Here is a 19769-nt window from a genome sequence, read left to right on the forward strand (position 1 = left end):
CCGGTTTAAATTCAATAGGACCGGCTGAAAATTTTCTTTCACAGCCGGCCCTGTTTGGTAAAAAATATTAACTTTTTAACCGGCTTTTTCTGCCGGTTCATCATCCTCAATAACCAGTTTCCTGAAATCAGTCCCGGAAAGCTGTTCCTGTTCCAGAAGTATTTCTGTTATTTCAATTATTCTTTTTCTGTACGGCAATAAGGTGTTCTGAACTATGCCTTCCTGTTCCCTGATAATTTCAGTTATCACATCATACATTTTATCCTTAGGAAGACTGTCTTCTGAAACCACACCCAGCCTGGACATCCCCGAAAGGATGATTCTTTTGGCTAAATCAACTGCCTTTTCGAAGTCATTAGACGCCCCGGTACTCCTGTTGCTGAAAATAAGTTCCTCTGCCAGCGCACCTGCCAGCATAATTGAAATCTGATTTTCCAGGTAATCAATGGTATACAGGTAGGTGTCATCTTCCGGTGTCTGTCTCATATACCCAAGGGCATTCCCCCTGGGGCTTATTGTGAGTGTGGAAACAGAACCGGGCTTTACGATTTCACTTATCAGAGCATGTCCTGTTTCATGGATGGAAACCCTTTTAAGTTCATCTGCATTGGGACGCTTATCAAGTTTTTCCCCCATAATAACTTTGTCGATTGCTTCCTTGAAGTGTTTCAGGCTGACCCTGTCCCTTCCCTCCCTGAAAGCATAAATGGCAGCCTCATTGGTAAGGCTCTCCAGGTGAGCCCCGGAAAAGCCGAAGGTCTCTCTGGCAATTGCCCCAAGCTCAACATCATTCTCAAGGGGTTTGTTTCTGGTATGAATCTTTAGTATTTCAACTCTGCCATCCTTGCACGGCAGGTCAACCCTTACATGCCTGTCGAACCGACCCGGCCTCATCAACGCCGGGTCAAGCATATCTGCCCTGTTGGTAGCTGCAATTAAAAGGACTTTTACCGAATCATCGTTTTTCATCCCGTCCATTTCCACCAGAAGCTGGTTAAGGGTCTGGTCATATTCCATGTGGCTGCTGTTCTGGCCTCTCTTGCCGCCAACGACCTCTATCTCGTCAATAAAAATCATGGCATTGTTTTTCCCCAGCTTGGCAGCCTTATCCCGGGCTGATTTGAACAACTTCCTTACCCTCTGGGCGCCTACGCCGGCATACATTTCTATAAATTCAGAACCGCTGGTGGCAATGTATACGGCATCTGTATAGGTTGCTGCAGCTTTTGCCATCAGGGTCTTCCCGGTTCCCGGAGGGCCCAGGAGCAGAATGCCCTTCAGGGGCCTGATACCAAGTTCTTTTATCTTCTCATAGTTTTTGATAAAGTCAAGGGCCTCTTTAAGCTCCTTGATGGCAGATGCCTGGCCGCCAATATCATCAAAATAAACCTCACTGGTGTTTTTGCCGGTGACCTCCTGTACTCCCACAGGTTTAACCAGACCCTTGCTTTCCGCAAGAAAATACATGGCAGCAAAAAAGCCAAGTATAAACATCAGTGGTAATACATCATAGCCTTTCCAAATCAGAAAGCCTATAAAAGCAAGTCCTATTCCCAGCCCTATTTCTTTAATCAATCCTTTTGTCATAACGCATCACTTCCTAACATTCCAGAAACTTTGGAGGCTGCATTATTTCTGGGGATCACCTCATAAAGGTACTTATCGCCCTTGATAAATGAAATATAAACATTATCATTGTCAATAAATACCCTTGCTTGAGCACCGGTATCCCTGGCGTTATTCTGTATTTCTGCAGCCATTTCTGTGAAATCACCCTTTGCCAGCGCCTCATAAATTATATACTGGCTGTTATAATAAGCTTCCGAAAGTTCCTTTGTCCTTTTGTCCTTTAATTCCATGTGAAACTGATTGTGTCCCAGTATTTTTTCTGTGTAACCGTTCAGTTCAAGGTATGCCTCCTTGAGGTCTTCAGTTTTCCTCACACTGAGGTTAACTGTTACCACTTCCCCCTCGTTGTCAAGCTTGACATCATCAACAAGCTCAGTATCTGAATACATTTTGAACAGTGGTTGTTCAACATTGTATTTCTGGTAAAAATACTGTACAGTCAGGAGGATACCTAGAGTTACGGCTAGGACTACTATTACGACAGATACTCTGATTCCTTTAATTTGCAACTTTTTCCTCCCCTTTCTGCCTGATAGGCTCATTATAACATATGCCTTTGGACAGTTCCTTATGGAAAGTTTGGAAAAGTAGTGGCAGATAAGTTCCTCAGAACGGCTACAACTCCGCCGGCATACTGCTTCCGCACTCTGTGCGGGTCGCAGGCCGGCGGACGTCAGACTCGTTCTTTCGGAACTCATCTGCCACTATGCAATTTATAAGGGAGGACCGGTTGACGACAGACTCCGCCTTTCAGAACACATCTCCCCCTCTGTGATAAAAAACGGAAACCACCTGCAGAGCAGGTGGCAATATAAAAAAATTCCTTGTGAGAATGTATGTAACAAGTAACGAATTTAGACGAAATACTGTACTGTTTGGGTTAAAAATAAGAATACCACTGGTAGTTCATGTACGAGGAGTTTAGTTATCTTTTATTTTTATTGACTTATTTTAATATAATCACTTTTGATGTCTTCAATGGGTCTATTGCCTTCTTTTAGGTCTCCTTCGAGTTTTTCAAGCTTTTTAAGGTTTGCAGTTATTTCCTTTAATTCGTCCTGGTTATTGTTAGCCTTAGTCAAATCTACCAGAACTGATTTACTCATAAAAATCCGATAAGCCAATTGTACAGCAGGATTGGATGAAGTGGCAGCTTCCTTTGTGGGTTTTCCGTTTGGGAAAAAGGTTTCGTTATATGGGTTATCGTAGGCAATTTTATTTTTGCTTAACGCATTTTTTGATGAATTGCTACAACCTGATAATAAAGAACTAATTGTTAGTAACGAGAGCAGCATAACAAACAGTAAAAGAGTAACCTTCTTTGACATAAGCAACAGTCCTTCCGATTATTATGATATAAGAAAATATATTGCTGTATTCTAGACAACATGGGAGAATGCCTTTATGAAAATGTTAGTAATTTTAGGGTTGCCACAGTCCATCGCCTAAATACTGGTGGAAACGGCTGGGCTATTCGGAAGTAATCAAAATAAAAGGACCTTCGCAGTTATCGAAGGTCTTGAAATGCTTCACTGTATATATCATATCTCATGCTTACCGTTGTTCTATTTTTGCCATTATACATTCTATGTTCATTTTTCTTAAATTTTTGTGATTCATAATATTCTACACGATTAAGGTATGCATCTAAAGTAATCATTCTTACTCCACAGTGCTCATTATCAATTTCCAACGCTTTATATTTTGCATGGTCTATTAAAAATTTTCCGATTTCTAAGTTTTTAAATTTTACATCCCTTGCTATTCTAGCGATTTTTATAGCTGGAACCGTAGCATATACTAAATCTTCAGATTGTTCTTCTTCTGCTAGTTTTAATGAATCAGCACAAATGGAATAAAAACCAGCTAAAGTTCCTTCATAGTACATTAACGTAGTATTGTTCATTCCAAGCTGTTGTTCAGAATAAGCTTCTTTTTTTAAGAATTTATTCATTCCCTCATCTTTGCAATCAAAATTGGCTAAATCACCTAATTCTTCTTCGGTTAATTTAGCCAATAATATTGCCTTGCGATTTAATTTTTCAGACATGATTACTTAGGCCCCTTCGTTTTAACTCCTTCAAACATCTTACGGTAATGTTCACGTATTTTAATACGTTGTTCCTTTGATGGAACTCTATTTATTTCATTAAATATTTCCTTCGCATCTTTACCATAAAGAGTAGGAGTAGCTTGTAATTGAGTAGCCATTTTGCTTCTCCTCCTTTTCTTATTAATTTTCCTGTCCATATTTTACCACCCTTTTCGTGTCGAAATCAAGAGAAATATGATAAAATACCAGTTGATTGTCGACAAAATAATGTATAAAAGTGTTAAATGTTTGTCAAGAAATCTCTTGATTTAATTATTCTAACTGGCAGCACATAATAGTATACGATTGTAATACATAAATATTACCAAAACAACTCTAAAAATGTTGTAAGACAAGGGTAGATGTGTTCCGGAGGGCGGGAGCGGCTGCCGGCGGAGATGTCTGGGGGCCCCGCCCGAGGAATTCATCAACCCCTGTTCATGTTACGTTTTAATAATCAAAAAGTATGGGGTTTGTCAATAAGCTGGAAACCACCTGCTCTGCAGGTGGTTTCCTTATGTCTGTTGATTCCTGATTAGATTTTCGACGACTGCCATCTGTTCTCTGAAATGGCTGATCTCCTCCCTGAGTTGTGGCAGTTGATCCTTTAGCGGCTCTAAATCTTCCTGAAGCCGGTTTAGCCGGTCATTCAGATCTGCTGTCAATTGTACAGATAGTTCGCTTCCTGCCTGGGGCAGCTTAAACTGCGGGAATAACTGCTGCAATAGCTGCTGCAATTGTTGGGAAGACTGGGAGTTTCCCTGAAGCTTTGGGAGTTTGGGTTTTTCTGCCAGTATTTCACCTTTGCTGGTGGGCATTGGCTGCTGGGACAATAAGTTGGTGACAGCGATAAGCAACTGCCCCATTTCCTGCAGGCGCATTCCCATGTTTGCCGCCTGCTCAGGATTTATTACCGGACTCTTTCTCATAGCATCCACTCCTGATTACATACTATGCGGCAAAAAAGTGGATAGTTATCTGTAGCAGCGCTTATCTGTAAAAAAATCGTGGTCTCTTTAGAAACTGGAGAGACCACTCCATTCCTGCAGCCGGTAGACAAAATACTTTGCTTTGGAATCATCACGGTATTTTTCAAAATCCAATGTATATTCCCCGCCCTGGTTATTCCATATTGTTTCGAAATACGCAGCTGCGTCCTGTGCCAAATCACTGTTGTTTGGGGCGGTAATTTTCAGGTCTGTTTCCAGGTTATAATCACCGATGTTCCGTCTGGTCAGGTTTGCCGAACCACCGTAAATCTCAGTTTTTTGCTTTCCTTGGATCATTACAATTTTGGTGTGATACTGTTCACCATGGGTATCATACCACCTGATTTTAATCCGGCCCTGCGACTTTTCATTAAGTTCTGACGCCACCGGCCTGTTGGGAATCCCGTTTTTCTCCATACCAAAGGCATCCTTGTTGGGGTCAAGGACAAGTCTTATGTCAGTGCCTCTCTCTGATGCCTTCAGGAGTTCCACGATGAGGTCCCGTTCCCCGAGATAAAACATCCCCATTTGGATCATATCCCCAGGCCCTGAGTTTCTGAAAGAATCTATCAGGTGCTTTTTAATTTTCCCTTCAGTCAGCAGGCTTACCTGTAAATCTCCCCCTGCTTCAGGTTCTGAACCACTATTCACCGTGGCTTGCTGTCTGCCAGCATTCCCCGAAAAAGCTGTCACCGCAGTTTCAGACTCAAGAATCTGTTCTGAAATCCCACCTGCAACCACAAAAGCAATATTGGAGTGGTAAGCGCTGGCGTCATGAGGGTTTGCCGATGTTACCAGAGAATAACTGTCAGTTACGATGACCTTCCTGTGATTAGCCTTAAAATTAAGCAGTTTTAGATATGAACGCATAGTTACTTCCGGAGAATCAGGACTAAAGGCATTGGGCAGCCACCCCTTGCCCCGTGACCCAAACCACTGGAGAGCTACTCTCCAGAAACCGGAATATGCCGGGTTTGAATCCCTTATCTTCGTGAGGTCGGTAATAGTAACCCTGATGCCGTTATCCTTCATTCGTTCCAGATATTTTGAGGGATAAGATCCGTAAAAAGTATTAATTTCGTCGGTAATGACGGTAATCTCTGTTTCAGGGTGCTGACGCTTCTTCTCTATCAGGGCATCTGCCAGACTTGATGACAATGCGGGGTAACTGTACTGTCGGTTGTATTCATCATTAAAAAGGAACATATCGACAACTATATATTCCTGAGCGTCCCCGATAATCTCCAGGGCCCGGTCAAAAATCTCCTGATCATGAACCTTTTGGCCATCCTTCATATACGTAAGGTCATAGAGAAATTCAACATCGGAAACATTGTTGGGTGTCTTGGCAACAGAAACACCTTCCGGCAGCGGTTTTTGCGTTCCATAAACTGCGCCTGCCACCGTAAATAAAAGCAGGAAAACAACAATTGTTTTCCACTTTTTAAAGCCTCTTCCGCTATTCTGCCTGATATTAAACATGGCCTTCACATGGGGCCCCCCAAACTCTATAATATTTAAAAAATATGTAAAAAAACAAATACTGCAGCCTGCATGATAATATTAGTAATAAGACCTGCTGCAAGGTCATCTGCCATAACTCCAAATCCCCCCGGCAGTTTCTGCAGACGGTTAATCGGTGCCGGTTTCAGAATGTCAAGGGCACGGAAAAGCAGGAATCCAATAATCAGGTAAATTCCATTCCATGTATAGACCGCAATCAAATAACCAGCAATTTCGTCAACAATTATCTTGGGGCTGTCATGCTCCTGAAGGGCCATTTCTGCCTCCTGGGAAATCCATATCCCAAGAACCACAGTACTGGTAATCAGAAAAATATTGTCAGGAAATAATACTGCCAGCACAAGCCCCAGAAGTGTGCCAAAGGTTCCGGGGGCTTTGGGAATTAAACCAAGTCCGAAACCTGATGCCAGTAGAATTATGATGTTTTTTCTCATTTCTGACCTGCTTTGAGGAAGTGGCGGGCTCTCTTGAAGTAATCAATGCCTGACCAGATGGTAAAAAACACGGCCACACCCATGGAGATTTTTCCTATTGGGATATTCAGCAAGCTGAAGGGGAAATCCTGAATTAACAGAAAAACAATAGCCACTATCTGTGAAATGGTTTTCAACTTACCAAGTTTACTGGCAGAGATAACAATACCATCAGCAGCAGCTATTGAACGTAACCCTGTTACCGCAAATTCCCGGCCTATAATCACAAATGCCACCCAAGCAGTAATCTTATCAAGCTCAACAAGTGAAATCAGAGCAGCAGAAACTAACAGTTTATCAGCGAGAGGATCCATAAACTTGCCAAGTTTGGTTACCTGGTTCCGTTTCCTGGCAAAATAGCCGTCAAGGCCGTCTGTACTGGCAGCTAAAATAAATAATCCCGCAGCCAGGAAATGACCGTATTTTATTTTTATTGAAACAATGGCCAGAAACACTGGAACCAGAATTATTCTGGCAAGGGTTATCTTATTGGGCAGGTTCATCTATTACCTCTCCTATCAAGTCATACTCGTAGGCATGAGTAATTTTCACAGGCACAATATCACCTGGTTTCAGGTTTATGCCCCTGACAGATACTATTCCGTCAACCTCTGGGGCATCATATTGTGTACGACCCTCATATAATTCTGCCTCAGTTTCGACTTTTCCTTCAATCAAAACAGAAATTATCTCCCCTATTTTACCAATATTCCTGGCATAGGATAGCTCCTGCTGTATTTTCATTAACCTGTCTTTGCGATATTCTTTAATCTCCTCAGATACCTGTCCCGGCATTTCGGCAGCCGGAGTTCCATCTTCAGGAGAAAACACGAACACACCCAGGTGGTCAAAACGGACCTTTTTTACAAAATCGGCCAAAGTCTGGTATTCTTGTTCTGTTTCGCCGGGGAAACCTACAATCAAAGATGTCCTTAAGGCCAGCCCGGGAATGTTTCGTCTCAGTTTTTCGATGAGGCTGAGCACATCTTCACTGCTGCCCTGTCTGTTCATCTTCCTGAGTATATTGTTATCTGCATGCTGCAGCGGGATGTCAAGGTATTTGCATATTTTATCATTAGAGGCCATGACTTCAATAAGGCTGTCAGTAAAGTGTGTCGGATACGCATAGAGAATCCGAATCCACTCAATCCCGTCTATTCCTGAAATGCCTTGGAGCAATTCGTCAAGCTTATATTCACCATAGATATCAAGTCCGTACCTGGTGGTATCCTGGGCTATCAGGTTAATTTCCCTGACACCCTTCTCAGCAAGCGCCCGGGCTTCTGCTGTTATCGACTCCAGTTTTCGGCTGCGATATTCTCCCCTTATCTGAGGAATTGCACAGTAGGCACACCTGTTGTTACAGCCCTCAGCCACCTTTATATAAGCAGTATAGTGCGGGGTCAAAAGCTCCCGGGGCATATTATGATCATAAATAAAAGAAGGTGCCGCAGCAACACAGATCATTTTTTCGCCTGCAGCAACAGCCGTAACAACTTCAACAATACGCGGGATCTCACCTGTGCCTATCAAACCGTCTATTTCCGGTATCTCCTGCATAATCTCATTACTGTATCGCTGGGCCAGGCAGCCGGCAGCCACAATAGCCCTGCAGGAACCCTGTTTTTTTTGCTGTGCGGCCTCAAGTAAAGCATCAATTGCTTCTTCCTTAGCATCGGATATGAAGCCACAGGTATTCACTATTATAATATCTGCGACATCCTGAGCGCCTGTAATTTCGAAGCCTGCCTTGCGGAGCATGCCTGTCATCACTTCACTGTCAACTAGGTTTTTGGCACAACCAAGACTTAAAATGTTTATTTTGTACACCTGTATTTAAAACCTCCGCATGTAAGTATATATTTACTAGTATAGATTATGACCAGTACAGTGTCAAAAAAGTTTTTCAGCGGACCAGACATTTGGGACCTTTTCCGATCAGATCTTCCCTGCCCGCTTTTCTCAGAGCCTCTTTCACCAGACCGCGGTTTTTGGGGTTGCGGTACTGAATAAGGGCTCTCTGCATTTGTCTCTCTTTTGATGACCGGGGCACATAGACCTTCTGCCCGGTCAGGGGATCAATTCCAGTGTAATATATACACGTAGAAAGGCTGCCCGGTGTCGGGGTGAAGTCCTGAACCTGTTCCGGGTTGTATCCCATATCCCTGATATACTCGGCCAGCTCTATGGCATCTTTTAAGGTGCTTCCTGGGTGTGATGCAATAAAATACGGCACAAGATACTGCTTCTTGCCAAGCAGGCGGTTGGCCTCATAGAATTTATCGGTAAACCTCCTGTAGATGTCGTGTCCCGGTTTCCGCATAACTTTAAGCACCCCTGAAGATACATGCTCAGGAGCTACCTTTAGTTGTCCGCTGACGTGGTATTTGCAGATTTCTCTTAAGACCTCCGGGTCTTTTTCATATAAGAGGTAATCATACCTCAGACCTGAACGCAGAAATACCTTTTTGACCCCAGGCAGGCTGCGTATCTTGCGAAGCAGTTCAATGAGGTCCGCATGGTCAACGTTAACATTTTTACATTTATCAGGGGCCAGGCAGTGCTTGTCCGCACAGGTGCCTCTTTTAAGCTGGGCCCTGCAGGCAGGCTTGCGGAAATTAGCAGTGGGGCCCCCCACGTCATGAATGATCCCCTTGAAATCCGGCAGTTCCGTTAACAGCCTGGCTTCCCGCAAAATTGAGTCATGACTCCTGGGTTGAATAATACAGCCCTGATGAAAATTAAGGGCACAAAAGGCACAACCTCCAAAGCATCCTCTTTGAGCAGTAATGCTGAATTTCACTTCCTTTAGGGCTGGGATTCCATCATATTTTGCATAGGCAGGGTGGTAACTCCTCATAAACGGCATTTCATAGACTGCATCCATTTCTTCTGTTGTCAGAGGCTGAGCCGGCGCATTCTGCACCACATACTGCAGCCCGTGAGGCTGGACCAGGGTCCTGCCCCGGAAGGGGTCCTGCTCACCGTACGCCAGCCTGAAAGCTTCAGCATATTTAGATTTTGCAGCGCTGACTTCATCGAACCCCGGAAGACAGATTGCACCTGCCGGCGGTTTTTCTCCAACCACATACGCAGTTCCCGGAATATCGGTGAGCTGCCCTATTGCTTCTCCATTGGCAAGTCTCAGGGCAATTTCTTCTACCTGCTTTTCCCCCATGCCGTAGACGAGAATATCAGCCCTGGAATCCAGAAGTATGGAACGCCTCACCTTGTTGTCCCAATAGTCGTAATGTGCCAACCGGCGTAAGCTAGCTTCAATTCCGCCAATAACCAGCGGAATCCCCGGCCAGGCCTCCCGGATCCGGTTAGAGTATACAATTGCAGCTCTGTCGGGGCGTTTTCCCGGCACGCCCCCCGGTGAATACAGGTCCTTTTTCCTGTGATTCCGGTTTCCGGTATAATTACTTACCATGGAATCAAGGTTCCCGGCCGTTACCAGGCATGCATACCTGGGTTTTCCCAGCCTGGTAAAATCACCGGTGTCATGCCAGTCAGGCTGGGCAATTATGCCTACCTTAAAACCCAGTTTTGACAGCAGTCGTGCTATTATTGCCGTCCCGAAACTGGGATGATCCACATAGGCATCTCCTGTTACCACAAGAAAATCTACATAATGCCAGTGGTATTTGTCCATTTCTTCCCTTGTCATCGGAAGAAAGTCAGTATAACTCATCTTATCACGACTCATTTTATCACCGGATTTACCTGATTTTTTTTAATTTAAGACAGCTAACCACCCCTCGGATAATCAACTGGAACGGTAATTGGTGAACTGCAGGGGAATATCATATTCCTTTTCCTTAAGCAGTTGAATTACCGCCTGCAGGTCATCCCGGTTTTTCCCGGCGACTCTGACTTTATCCCCCTGAATGGAAGCCTGGACCTTAATTTTTGATTTTTTGATTTCTTTGACAATGTCTTTGGCAAGTTCAGACTCAATTCCCTGCTGTATATTTACCTGCTGCTTCACTGTATCTCCAGCGGCAGCTTCAACCTTGCCATACTTTAATGTCCTGACGTCTACACCTCTCTTGATAACCTTTGATTCCAGGATATCAATAACGTTTTTCAGCTTGAAATCATCATCTGAAATAAGAGTAATCACTTCTCCATCAAATTTTATCTCACTCTTGCTGCCCTTAAAATCAAAGCGGGTTTCAATTTCCCGTCTTGCCTGATTGAGAGAATTGTCAATTTCCTGCATATCAACCTCACATACTATATCAAAGCTGTTCTCTTTGGCTGCCATGATTTCGCCTTCCTTTCCTGATTATTTACAGAGTTTCCGCACTAAATTCTCTGTTTTTGACCACCTCTCCATATCCCCCCAAAACCCCCAGGCTGGTTCCGTCCTTTACAACCTCAACAGCTCCCGCATTGCCAAGGGTCATTACAACACTGCTTCCGGTAAAGGTTTTGGTTTCCCCGGGAACTATATTCCCGGTAAAAGTGTTTGCCCCGTCAACCCGGATATTTATCCAGCAGACCTGGTCCTTACCCTTGAGCAAAATTGTCATGGTATTCTGCTGAACACCTTCTGCACCGCCCTGGCCTTCATTCTGCCCCGCAGGAGGAATTCCCGCTTCTCCCGGCTCGTCCGACTGCTGTTCCTGCTGCACATTGGCGTCTTCCTGATTATCGCCTTCACCTGTGTTCCGGCCATCGTTTTTGTCTGTTTGTTCAGTTGGCGGAGTATTGTCCTCATCCTGTAACCCCAGACCTCCATTGTCTTTATTTATATAGCCGTAAACCACAAGTGTAAAGACCGCCAGAAGAGCGATCACTGCTGTCATCAGGTAAGTCTTTCTGTTGGAACGGTTTGTCCTCCGCTGCTGATACTTCTTTTTGAACTCGGATTCCTGAAAACCTTCCCGCACCGGTGTGCCCAGCAATTTATATTCCATAAGTATTTCATCCTGGTCAAGACCAAGGTAGTTTGCATAATTACGTAGAAATCCCTTTGCATATACTCTTCCCGGAATAACCTCATAGTTCCCTTCCTCAAGTGCCTGGAGGTATTTTTTCCTGATTTTCGTGTCTTCCTCAGCCTTCCTCAGGCTTATGCCTTTGGACTCCCGCGCATTCTTAAGATTATCTCCAATGCCGCCCATGGTCACACCTCCATTTTTGAAAGTACTGCGCTTATTTCTTTTGCTGCTGTGGAAATATCACTGGTATCAACACTCAGGTCATACTGCCCACTGGGTTCGGACGGATACCGGTACAAAGGGTCATAATAACTAACCAGGAGATGTTCCACTACTTCATTAAGCTGTCCCTGGTCAACCATCATGCAAAAATCAGCCGTTCTCTGTTTGCCAATTCTTCTTTCCAGAGATTTTATGGCTCTCTTCAATTCTTCCTTATTTTCTACTAGTCCAAACTCATTTTTAGAACTATATATTCTTTTTATACGTTCCATACGTATTTTTAAAGGACAGTAAGCCAATATTTTAATGCCGTTTCTCATAGCTTCTGTAAGGGTTTCGGGAAGAATTAGCCTGCCTATCCGCCTGCTTTCACATTCGACGATGATATATCCGGCGGCTTCCCACAAGGCCAGTTCCTCTACCAATAAACTGTCAAACATCTTCTGGCTGGGCTGAGGATACATCCCTATCTGTCCAAAGACTGAACCCCGGTTGTTGGCCAACCCTTCCAAATCCACAGCAGGTAAAGACATCCTTCTCAGTTCATGGAGCACCTCGGTTTTTCCGACACCTGTCAGGCCATGAATAACTACCACCTTGTGTCTCAAAGGCCTGGCAAGATACTCATTGACGTACTTGCGGTAAGCCTTATAACCGCCAACCAGTCTGTAAACAGGCAATCCCATTGATTCCATTAAAGAACACACGGACTTGCTGCGCATTCCGCCTCTCCAACAAAAAACTACCAGGGGACCTTCCTGGGCTTGTTCGGTGAACTGACTGACGATTCCGGATAGTTTGGGGGAAACAAACTGAATTCCCAGCTCCGCAGCCTCCCCGGCGCCTTTTTCCTTATACAGCTTCCCCACTTCAGCCCTTTGGGCGTTATCAAGCAGAGGGATATTCACAGCTCCCGGAATTGAAGCCTCTGCATACTCGGCTTCGGACCTGACATCTATTATCTTTGCACCCGGCAACTCCAGCGCTTCCCGGACAGAAATTTCATTTGACATTTTAATTTCACCCTTATGGCTATTTATGTTTCTACATAAAGTACTATTATTCCTTCCGTTTTGGCAAATTAGGTATCAGTCCTACTGCTGTCCCGCTGCGCCAAGGGCCAGTCTCATGGACTGACGGTAGTCATAGGAGTTGATAATGCCATTGATTACTCCGGCAGCAAAAATGTCCACAGCCCGCCTGTCCAGTTTTTCCCGACCCGGCTGCAGCGGAACAGAGACAGAACCCTCTTCTCCAAACATGACTACCCCAAGTTCAGGCAGGACGATAACAGCTTTGGCAGCCCCGTTCTCAGCAATCTGCCGGGCAGCCCGGATACCGTCATCAAGGTTTTTGATCTTACACTCACAAAGCTCCTCTGCAGTGTCCTTTGTCATCAAAACAGTATCAAACATTTGAATTCTTTGATAATAATGTTTTTCGTAAACATCACCATTAAACTTGAAACAAACGGGAACTCCTGCCGCAGCAGAAAGACCACATATGTGACTGACTGTACTCTCAGGAATACCGGAATCAATAATGACCATTCTGCAGTTATTGATGGTAACTTCAATGCTCTGCAGTTTCTCTGGTGAAAGCAGCTCTGCTGCCCGCCCGTCAATTATTTCCGCGGGTTCGCCTTTGTCAACAAAGGTAATCCTCCTGGGGGTGGGGAACCAATCCTGAACCACCAGCAGCCTGGTATCCAAGCCTTTTCTATTCAGTTTCTCCCGTATCATCTCACCATAGTCATCTCTTCCGATAACACTTACGGGAAGAGTAGAGATATTCTGTGCCGCCAGATGAAGAGATATATTGTAAGCAGCGCCCCCTGGACGAATATCGATTTCTGCTGTAGAATCACCGGCGCAGGTTGTTATCGCAGAAATTTCGACAAAAATTCTGCCGATCACCAACACTCCGGTCCGGTCATTAAAGACATAGCCCCGCCCCAAAATGTATCCCTTCCTGATTAGATTGGAAATATGAACTGCCGCCGCAGACCTGGATATCCCCAATACCCGAGCCAGATCATCCTGTGCTATCATAGGGTCATTTTTTAATATTTTAAGGATTTCTTTTTCCCGTTCGGTTATTTTACTCATAAAGAGCCTCCGTAAACAATTGTTTGGTTGTCTTTATGGGTGCCAACAAAAGTATATCAAACTATATTTTTCTGGTCAAGGTATAAAGAACCTCTAATTGTTTCACCCTAATGCCAGGAGGGTTGCTATGAACTGCGTTTTTGTCCTGGGTTCAGGTTTTTCTTCTGATGCGGGCGCTCCCCTAACCGGAACTGCTTTAGGAAAAATATTTCACCAGGGTCGGGTCACCCGGCAGCTTGTAGAACTGAAATCCTATATCAGCGACTTCCTCTATCAGGGCAGGTCTGATTGGATTAATGCCTCAAGCCTTGAAGAAATATTAAGCAGGATGGATATTATCAGACACTATAAACCCTATCCCGATGTCGATTATGATGAAGTAATCTATTATGAAGAATTGCTATTGAAAGAATTTACCAGACTGCTCAGTCCTGACAAAACCAACTATCTGGAAAAATCGTACCAGATATTTGCCGGTATCCTTAAAGCCGGTGATTCCATAATCACCTTTAACTACGACCTGGTAATAGAAAACCTGTTAAGTGTTTCAGGTAAGGATTTCCATTACCCCGGCCTTTCCATGTGTAAAAACAGCGCCTCCGGCATCGGGGTTTTTAAGCTGCATGGTTCCATAAACATGTATTATTGCCCATACTGTGGGCAGATATACCGTTTTCCGGAATCTGTCACCATCCATCCCCTGCCCGGTGTATCCGAAAAAAATAAGGACACCTCAGCGCTTCTGAGCTGCCCGAACTGTTCCCTGCAGGGTAAAAGCATAAGGCTCAGACATTGTATAATTGCCCCTACACTTTTTAAGTCTTACTCCCTGCCAAAACTGCGCAGCCTGTGGTTCAGCGCCCTTAAAACCCTGGCTGATGCAAGGGAAATCTTTTTTATCGGCTATTCCCTTCCTCCGGCCGATATACTGTCATACCAACTGTTTGACTTTGGCGCAAGATTATCCCGCCTTGAGCAAAGAGTCTTTCTTGTTAACGGCTGGGACAAACCGGCTAAGCGGTTTAAACAGCTATTTGGGGACTCAGTCTGTAATACAGGAATGACCTTTGCAGAGTGGACCGAAAGTAAAATGAACACCTGACAAAGTCAATAATTTTGTGACTATAAAAATGTTATAAGACAGGGGTAGATGTATTCAGGCAGGCGGAGTCTGTCGTCCGTCCGGCCAGCCATGGCAACTCTTAGCGCTTTAGCGCTTAGAGTTGGCGGTACCCTTGGGGTAAATCCGCAAAGCGGGAGCTGCTGCCGGCGGAGACGTCTGGGGGTCCCCCCGATCCGTCGAAGCCCCGGCCTTTCTAAAGGCCGGGGCTTCGGTAACGGGTTGGGGGCCCCGCCAGAGGAATTCATCTACCCCTGTCCATATTACAATTTAATAGTCATAAAATGAATAAAGTTGTCTTATTCCGCGGGTTCTGTGTCTGTGGGTTCTGTATCTTCAGACTCAGGCTGCTCTGTTTTTGCTTCCTCTTCAGGTTTTTCATCCGGTTTTTCTTCCGGTTTTTCTTCAATTGCTGCCATAAGCTTTTTGTGCGTTTCAGCATCGAGACCCTCTCCGATGGTTGGCGCCGGAACATCTTCCTGAACGATGTTCTCTGCTGTAACTTCATTTTGACGAGCTTCCGGTTCCTTTTCAGCGAGCTCTTTTATGGAAATACTTATCTTGTGTTTTTCGGTGTCAACTTCAATAACCTTTGCAGTCACCTGTTCACCAACACTGACAACCTCTCCGGGAGTTCCAATGCGTTTATGTGCAAGTTGTGAAATATGTACAAGTGCATCAACACCTGGTTCGAGTTCCACAAATGCCCCAAACGGTACCAACCGCACAACCTTTCCTGTGACTACCTGTCCCTGGCTGTATTTATGTTCGATTTTGTCCCAGGGATTTGGGACTATTTTCTTCAGGCTGAGGGATACTTTTTCATTTTCTCTGTCAATACCGAGGACAAAAACTTCAATCTCGTCATTTTCCTTTAATATTTCCGAGGGATGGCCAACCCTGTACCAAGCCATTTCAGACACATGGAGCAGGCCGTCAATTCCACCCAGGTCTACAAATGCGCCAAAATTTGTCATCCTGCGTACAGTTCCTTTGCGAACCTGGCCCTCTTCAATCTCGTCCCAGAGAGCAGCTCTCTGTTTGTGGTATTCTTCTTCTACAACTGCTTTTCTCGAAAGAATTACCTTTCTGGATTCTTTTCTCACTTCAATAACCCGGGCCTGAAGTCTCTCCCCAACATATTTGGCAAGATCTTCAACATAGCCTCTTTCCACCAGTGAAGCAGGCATAAATGCCTGAACACCCACATCCATCAGGAGACCGCCTTTGACAACCTCCATAACAACACCTTCAACTATTCTTTTTTCATCTACTGCTTGTACCAGCTCATCCCAGGCCTTTTCAGCATCTGCCTTTCTTTTGGAAAGGAGTATTTTCCCCTCATCATCCTGCACTCTAATGACTGCAACCTCTACTTCATCTCCAACATTAAACAGATCTTTCGGTGACCTTATATCGCAACATGAACATTCCCTCATGGGGATAACTCCTTCAGACTTTCCGCCGACATCTACCAGAACTTCATCATCGCCAACCTGGACCACTACACCTTTGACAATGTCTCCTTTACGGAGTTCTTTTACGGTCAATGCCTCTTCAAGTTGTTTTTTTTCGTTTTCCTGATTAGTAACATCTTCCATGTAACTCCTAACCTCCTCTATTATCCAATCCGGGGTCGAAGCCCCGGCAGTAATCCCTACCAGTTCCATTCCGATAAGCCATTTCCTGTCAATTTCACCGGCAGTTTCTATATGATACGTCGGAGTGCCGGTATCGGCACAAAGACGTGCAAGTTTCTGCGTATTAGCGCTGTTCTTCCCGCCAACAACAATCATCACATGGACGCTTTTGGCCAGTTCAACCGCAGCATCCTGCCTGTCCCTGGTAGCGTGGCAGATTGTGTTATAAGTGATAGTATCATCAGATTTTTGCTGCAAAACCGAAACAATTTTGTTGAAATTCTCCTCTGGTTGTGTGGTCTGGCTGATTATCCCGATTTTATTCTGTGCAGGCATGTTTTCGGCCTGTTGGGGAGTTTCGGCGACTATACCCTGATGCCCTGTCCAGCCAAGAATACCTGTTACTTCAGGATGCTCCTTATCACCTACAACAATGACCTGATAACCCTGTTCATTTAATTTCTTAGCCAGTTCCTGTGCTTTTTTTACAAAAGGGCATGTGGCATCAATGACCTTGAGGCCTCGTTCCTTAGCTCTTTCAAATACCTCAGGGCCTACGCCATGTGACCTGACAATAATAACTCCTTCAGGAATCTCTTCTATATCCTGGACAACCTTCAGCCCTTTTTGGGATAAGTCTTCAACTACCTGTGGACTGTGAATCAAGGGACCCAGAGTGTAAATGGGTTTTTCCTCCTGCTGAGCCGTATGCATGGCCAGGTCCAAAGCCCGCTTAACCCCAAAACAAAATCCTGCCTTGGGTGCAAGGATTGTCTTCATTATACCACCTCTAAGGGCTTATTTTAACTCTTTTAGTAATTATTTCATATTTACCGGTATTTTTTTTTATTCTAGGCCCATAAACGAATTCCTCTGTGTTTGCCGGATATATTCTTTGATTTTGTCGACAACCTCGTTAAATGACATATCAGATGTGTCTATTAGAATGGCATCAGATGCCTGCTGAAGCGGGGCCATTTCACGCGTACTGTCTATGCGATCCCTGGTGGCAATTTCCTTTTCCAATTCGTCAATATCAACTTCATAACCGGAAGCTTCCAGGTCCCTGGCCCTTCTCATAGCTCTTTCCCTGGCAGATGCGGTCAGGAAGATTTTGCATTCTGCTTCCGGAAGGACAAAAGTCCCGATGTCCCTGCCATCCATGACAATACCGCCTTTTTGGGCAAGTCTTCGCTGCAGTTCTACCATTTCAGTCCTCACACCCGGCACCCTGGCAACCAGGGAAACATTTTGCGAAACCTGAGGAGTACGTATGGCGACACTAACATCCTCACCATCCATGATAATAGCCTGGGTATGGTCCTGGTAGGTCAGCCGGATTTCGGTCTCCTTTGCCAGCCGGGAAAGCGCTGCTTCGTCACTAAGGATGATTCCCTGCCTGAGGGCCTTCACGGTCAGCGCTCGGTACATGGCTCCCGTATCGATGTAAATGTACCCGAGATCCTTGGATACCTGTCTGGCCACAGTGCTTTTGCCGGCTCCGGCCGGCCCGTCAATTGCCACAACCAAATTTCGCCCTTCTCGCCGCATGCTCCCACTCCTTAAGATAGTCATTCCCCGAATTTTCACAAACTAGGTATTTTATTTCGACAAAAGAACGGTTTTTCCTTGTGGTGGCGGACATTTTTAAAAGACTATGCAAAACGCACAGTCTCTTTTCGGGTTCTATTCAGATATTTGCAGAATCCGTAAGGCCGGCCAAGGTTTCGGCAAACCCCGGAAATGATATCCCGATACATCCGGTGTTTTTGATTACGGTCTCTCCTGTTGCCAGGAGACCTGCAACCGCCATGGACATGGCCACTCTGTGGTCATCATGACTTTCACAGACAGCGCCTTTTAAGCTGCCGCCTCCCTGTACAATCATACCATCCTCTAATTCACTTACATTTACACCAAGTTTCCTTAACTCAACGGCCATTACCGCTATCCGGTTGGATTCCTTAACCTTCAATTCCGCCGCATCCCGGATCACGGTCTCTCCTGCTGCGGCTGCCGCGGCAACAGTGATTACCGGTATTTCATCAATAAGCCTGGGGATAAGGCTGCCCTCAATGACAGTCCCCTTAAGTTCGCTTCCACAGACACAGATATCTCCGACCGGCTCCCCGTTAACCTCATCTTCATTAAGAATAGTTATCTCTGCTCCCATATTTTTTAAAACATCTATGATACCTGTTCTGGTGGGATTTAAGCCCACGCGTTTAACTATCAGCCGGGAACCGGGAATTGCTGCTGCAGCAACCATGAAGAACGCAGCTGATGAAATGTCCCCGGGAACCTCAACCGGTTTACCTGACAAGGTCGGCCCACCCTTAATTTTTACGTCACCTGGGTTAACCTCGATTTCCGCTCCAAGATAAGCAAGCATCCGCTCGGTATGGTCCCTGGACTTATGGGGTTCGCAAATTTCAGTCTGACCCCGGGCATACAGCCCGGCCAGAATTATGGCTGATTTCACCTGAGCGCTGGCTACCGGCGAGTTGAATTTGATAGGTTTCAGAACGCCTCCTCTGACGGCCAGCGGGGCCAGAGACCCATTTTGCCTGCCGTCAATAACTGCCCCCATCTCCAGCAACGGTTCAGTAACTCTTCCCATTGGCCTTTTGCATATAGACGCATCACCAGTCACTGTGGAAAAAAATGGCTGTCCGGCCAGGATTCCCAACATCAGTCTGATGGTTGTACCGGAATTGCCGACATCCAGGACATCTTGAGGTTCCCTGAGACCATACAGCCCATTTCCTTTAACAATGATAGTATTATTATCAGGCCTGCTAAATTCAGCGCCCATTTTTTTGAAGCAGTCAATGGAACTGAGGCAGTCCGCTCCCATGAGAAAATTCGTTACCGTAGTTGGTCCCTGTGCCAATGCTCCCAGCATAACAGCCCTATGGGATATCGACTTGTCACCGGGAACCGATATTTCACTATTTATTTTACCTGCTTTTCTAACCTGGAGTTTCAAAAACATACACCTCTGATGTAATCTATTCGTGTTC

The 19769-nt window shown here is 45.1% G+C and carries 19 protein-coding genes; 1 reads left to right on the forward strand and 18 read right to left on the reverse strand.

What is annotated here, in order from left to right:
* Window positions 1-75 precede the first annotated feature (75 nt).
* From Ga0451573_RS00790 to Ga0451573_RS00860, 15 genes are all read right to left on the reverse strand, one after another.
* Complete coding sequence (locus Ga0451573_RS00790) at window positions 76-1587, reverse strand: AAA family ATPase (RefSeq protein WP_435052275.1); 1512 nt, start codon at window positions 1585-1587, stop codon at window positions 76-78.
* Window positions 1584-2138 (reverse strand): hypothetical protein, encoded by a 555-nt coding sequence (locus tag Ga0451573_RS00795; RefSeq protein WP_231681960.1) that lies wholly within the window; start codon window positions 2136-2138, stop codon window positions 1584-1586. Before Ga0451573_RS00795 ends, Ga0451573_RS00790 begins: the two co-directional genes overlap by 4 nt.
* 429 nt (window positions 2139-2567) lie before the next feature.
* On the reverse strand, window positions 2568-2957 hold the full coding sequence (locus Ga0451573_RS00800) for a hypothetical protein (protein ID WP_231681961.1): 390 nt from the start codon (window positions 2955-2957) through the stop codon (window positions 2568-2570).
* Between the two features lie 179 nt (window positions 2958-3136).
* Entirely contained in the window at window positions 3137-3679 is a 543-nt protein-coding gene (locus Ga0451573_RS00805; protein WP_231681962.1) for a hypothetical protein, read from the reverse strand.
* A 2-nt stretch (window positions 3680-3681) separates the two neighbouring features.
* Window positions 3682-3879 carry a hypothetical protein gene (locus Ga0451573_RS00810; RefSeq protein WP_231681963.1) on the reverse strand — a complete coding sequence of 66 codons (198 nt, stop codon included), beginning with the start codon at window positions 3877-3879 and terminating at the stop codon, window positions 3682-3684.
* A gap of 357 nt (window positions 3880-4236) precedes the next feature.
* Window positions 4237-4650, reverse strand: a complete 414-nt coding sequence (locus Ga0451573_RS00815) for a hypothetical protein (protein WP_231681964.1) — start codon at window positions 4648-4650, stop codon at window positions 4237-4239.
* Between the two features lie 87 nt (window positions 4651-4737).
* On the reverse strand, window positions 4738-6192 hold the full coding sequence (locus Ga0451573_RS00820) for a phospholipase D family protein (RefSeq protein WP_231682282.1): 1455 nt from the start codon (window positions 6190-6192) through the stop codon (window positions 4738-4740).
* Window positions 6193-6227: 35 nt separating this feature from the next.
* Window positions 6228-6668: a phosphatidylglycerophosphatase A family protein gene (locus Ga0451573_RS00825; protein WP_231681965.1), complete on the reverse strand. Its 441-nt coding sequence runs from the start codon at window positions 6666-6668 to the stop codon at window positions 6228-6230.
* Window positions 6665-7210 (reverse strand): CDP-diacylglycerol--glycerol-3-phosphate 3-phosphatidyltransferase, encoded by a 546-nt coding sequence (gene pgsA / locus Ga0451573_RS00830; RefSeq protein WP_231681966.1) that lies wholly within the window; start codon window positions 7208-7210, stop codon window positions 6665-6667. The genes Ga0451573_RS00825 and pgsA overlap by 4 nt, the downstream gene beginning before the upstream one ends.
* The gene (gene rimO, locus Ga0451573_RS00835; RefSeq protein WP_231681967.1) at window positions 7194-8537 is read right to left on the reverse strand and encodes a 30S ribosomal protein S12 methylthiotransferase RimO; all 1344 of its coding nucleotides are present in this window, start codon (window positions 8535-8537) and stop codon (window positions 7194-7196) included. Before rimO ends, pgsA begins: the two co-directional genes overlap by 17 nt.
* Window positions 8538-8613: 76 nt before the next feature.
* Window positions 8614-10401, reverse strand: coding sequence for a YgiQ family radical SAM protein (locus Ga0451573_RS00840; protein ID WP_231681968.1), 1788 nt, complete (start codon window positions 10399-10401; stop codon window positions 8614-8616).
* Window positions 10402-10476: 75 nt separating this feature from the next.
* On the reverse strand, window positions 10477-10977 hold the full coding sequence (locus Ga0451573_RS00845) for a YajQ family cyclic di-GMP-binding protein (RefSeq protein ID WP_231681969.1): 501 nt from the start codon (window positions 10975-10977) through the stop codon (window positions 10477-10479).
* 25 nt (window positions 10978-11002) lie between these two features.
* The gene (locus Ga0451573_RS00850) at window positions 11003-11839 is read right to left on the reverse strand and encodes a helix-turn-helix domain-containing protein (RefSeq protein ID WP_231681970.1); all 837 of its coding nucleotides are present in this window, start codon (window positions 11837-11839) and stop codon (window positions 11003-11005) included.
* Between the two features lie 2 nt (window positions 11840-11841).
* Window positions 11842-12891: a tRNA 2-selenouridine(34) synthase MnmH gene (gene mnmH / locus Ga0451573_RS00855; RefSeq protein ID WP_231681971.1), complete on the reverse strand. Its 1050-nt coding sequence runs from the start codon at window positions 12889-12891 to the stop codon at window positions 11842-11844.
* Window positions 12892-12972: 81 nt separating this feature from the next.
* Window positions 12973-13986, reverse strand: coding sequence for a PfkB family carbohydrate kinase (locus Ga0451573_RS00860; protein WP_231681972.1), 1014 nt, complete (start codon window positions 13984-13986; stop codon window positions 12973-12975).
* Between the two features lie 127 nt (window positions 13987-14113).
* On the opposite strand from Ga0451573_RS00860, the gene Ga0451573_RS00865 reads away from it, so the two are divergent.
* Window positions 14114-15088, forward strand: a complete 975-nt coding sequence (locus Ga0451573_RS00865) for an SIR2 family protein (RefSeq protein WP_231681973.1) — start codon at window positions 14114-14116, stop codon at window positions 15086-15088.
* A gap of 317 nt (window positions 15089-15405) precedes the next feature.
* Here Ga0451573_RS00865 and Ga0451573_RS00870 read toward each other — a convergent pair whose 3' ends face one another.
* The 3 genes from Ga0451573_RS00870 to aroA form a co-directional block, all read right to left on the reverse strand.
* Window positions 15406-17526: a bifunctional 4-hydroxy-3-methylbut-2-enyl diphosphate reductase/30S ribosomal protein S1 gene (locus tag Ga0451573_RS00870; RefSeq protein ID WP_231681974.1), complete on the reverse strand. Its 2121-nt coding sequence runs from the start codon at window positions 17524-17526 to the stop codon at window positions 15406-15408.
* A 66-nt stretch (window positions 17527-17592) separates the two neighbouring features.
* The gene (cmk, locus tag Ga0451573_RS00875) at window positions 17593-18297 is read right to left on the reverse strand and encodes a (d)CMP kinase (protein WP_231681975.1); all 705 of its coding nucleotides are present in this window, start codon (window positions 18295-18297) and stop codon (window positions 17593-17595) included.
* Window positions 18298-18436: 139 nt separating this feature from the next.
* The gene (aroA, locus tag Ga0451573_RS00880; RefSeq protein WP_231681976.1) at window positions 18437-19735 is read right to left on the reverse strand and encodes a 3-phosphoshikimate 1-carboxyvinyltransferase; all 1299 of its coding nucleotides are present in this window, start codon (window positions 19733-19735) and stop codon (window positions 18437-18439) included.
* Between the last annotated feature and the right edge of the window lie 34 nt (window positions 19736-19769).

The organism is Phosphitispora fastidiosa (assembly GCF_019008365.1).
In the GTDB taxonomy this organism is placed as follows: Bacteria; Bacillota; Thermincolia; order Thermincolales; family UBA2595; genus Phosphitispora; species Phosphitispora fastidiosa.

Bases quoted from the DNA above. Each gene is read 5' to 3' on its own strand.
- Ga0451573_RS00790 (WP_435052275.1), bottom strand. From the start codon at position 1,587: ATGACAAAAGGATTGATTAAAGAAATAGGGCTGGGAATAGGACTTGCT.
- Ga0451573_RS00800 (WP_231681961.1), bottom strand. From the start codon at position 2,957: ATGTCAAAGAAGGTTACTCTTTTACTGTTTGTTATGCTGCTCTCGTTA.
- Ga0451573_RS00805 (WP_231681962.1), bottom strand. From the start codon at position 3,679: ATGTCTGAAAAATTAAATCGCAAGGCAATATTATTGGCTAAATTAACC.
- Ga0451573_RS00810 (WP_231681963.1), bottom strand. From the start codon at position 3,879: ATGGACAGGAAAATTAATAAGAAAAGGAGGAGAAGCAAAATGGCTACT.
- Ga0451573_RS00815 (WP_231681964.1), bottom strand. From the start codon at position 4,650: ATGAGAAAGAGTCCGGTAATAAATCCTGAGCAGGCGGCAAACATGGGA.
- Ga0451573_RS00820 (WP_231682282.1), bottom strand. From the start codon at position 6,192: ATGTTTAATATCAGGCAGAATAGCGGAAGAGGCTTTAAAAAGTGGAAA.
- Ga0451573_RS00825 (WP_231681965.1), bottom strand. From the start codon at position 6,668: ATGAGAAAAAACATCATAATTCTACTGGCATCAGGTTTCGGACTTGGT.
- pgsA (WP_231681966.1), bottom strand. From the start codon at position 7,210: ATGAACCTGCCCAATAAGATAACCCTTGCCAGAATAATTCTGGTTCCA.
- Ga0451573_RS00840 (WP_231681968.1), bottom strand. From the start codon at position 10,401: ATGAGTTATACTGACTTTCTTCCGATGACAAGGGAAGAAATGGACAAA.
- Ga0451573_RS00845 (WP_231681969.1), bottom strand. From the start codon at position 10,977: ATGGCAGCCAAAGAGAACAGCTTTGATATAGTATGTGAGGTTGATATG.
- Ga0451573_RS00850 (WP_231681970.1), bottom strand. From the start codon at position 11,839: ATGGGCGGCATTGGAGATAATCTTAAGAATGCGCGGGAGTCCAAAGGC.
- mnmH (WP_231681971.1), bottom strand. From the start codon at position 12,891: ATGTCAAATGAAATTTCTGTCCGGGAAGCGCTGGAGTTGCCGGGTGCA.
- Ga0451573_RS00860 (WP_231681972.1), bottom strand. From the start codon at position 13,986: ATGAGTAAAATAACCGAACGGGAAAAAGAAATCCTTAAAATATTAAAA.
- Ga0451573_RS00865 (WP_231681973.1), top strand. From the start codon at position 14,114: ATGAACTGCGTTTTTGTCCTGGGTTCAGGTTTTTCTTCTGATGCGGGC.
- Ga0451573_RS00870 (WP_231681974.1), bottom strand. From the start codon at position 17,526: ATGAAGACAATCCTTGCACCCAAGGCAGGATTTTGTTTTGGGGTTAAG.
- cmk (WP_231681975.1), bottom strand. From the start codon at position 18,297: ATGCGGCGAGAAGGGCGAAATTTGGTTGTGGCAATTGACGGGCCGGCC.